Source organism: Vibrio sp. 03_296 (assembly GCF_002265885.1).
On the sequence record NZ_NPKW01000893.1, the window covers coordinates 1 to 819 of the forward strand.

Annotated in this window: 2 pseudogenes; one reads left to right on the forward strand and one right to left on the reverse strand. The window is 42.0% G+C overall.

The features are described 5' to 3' along the window. Positions 1-257, reverse strand: a pseudogene (locus CIK04_RS28680) (transcriptional regulator); the annotation flags it as partial. A 269-nt stretch (positions 258-526) separates the two neighbouring features. On the opposite strand from CIK04_RS28680, the pseudogene CIK04_RS28685 reads away from it, so the two are divergent. Beyond that, positions 527-819 (forward strand): annotated as a pseudogene (locus tag CIK04_RS28685) (pyruvate kinase); the annotation flags it as partial.

Genomic DNA, 819 nt, shown 5'->3' on the forward strand with positions numbered 1-819 from the left:
GCCATCCAGCATTATTCACTTGAAGACCGACCGCTGGTCTTCCTCGGCTAATCGCTTCTTGCACGGTAGTTTCGTGCACAAGATGTGCTTCTATCAACTCACGGGTAATTTTCGTAATACTCGCCGGTGCCAGCTCGCTTTCTTTTGACAAATCGATTCGAGAGTATTTGGACCATTAAGGCAATTAGTTTGTACTACACGTACCAGCATTGACCTGTTTGATATGATCAATATGGTCCCGGTTGAGCCATGTACATCTTGCACTCCAACATTCTATAACGGAGCAATTTTTTACTTTGCGAAGTAATTGTGAAGTGAACTTGATAAATCCCCGTGACCAGCATCACGTATAAACATGAATGTTTGTGTATCGAATCAAATATCCATCATTTAGTCGGCGACACATCGCATCACCTCAAACTTATTTTTCTTGAAAAAATTTCTGAATTTTGTGGAAAGTCAACAGCAAAGAGACCACGCTTCTCTGTATAACTATCTATGACATACGTCTATCGCAGGAGAAGCTATGACTCAGCCATTAAGAAGAACAAAAATCGTGACCACTTTAGGTCCTTCAACTGACAAAGATAATGTACTAGAAGAAATTATTCGAGCCGGCGCGAATGTGGTCAGGATGAATTTTTCTCACGGCAGCGCAGAGGATCATAAAACTCGCGCAGAAAAAGTACGAAATATTGCCAGCTAAACTTGGCAGACAAGTGGCTATTTTAGGTGACTTGCAAGGCCCGAAGATCCGAGTATCCACCTTTAAAGAAGGAAATTTYCYTTCAGTGGGTGACCTCTTCATCTTTAGACAGC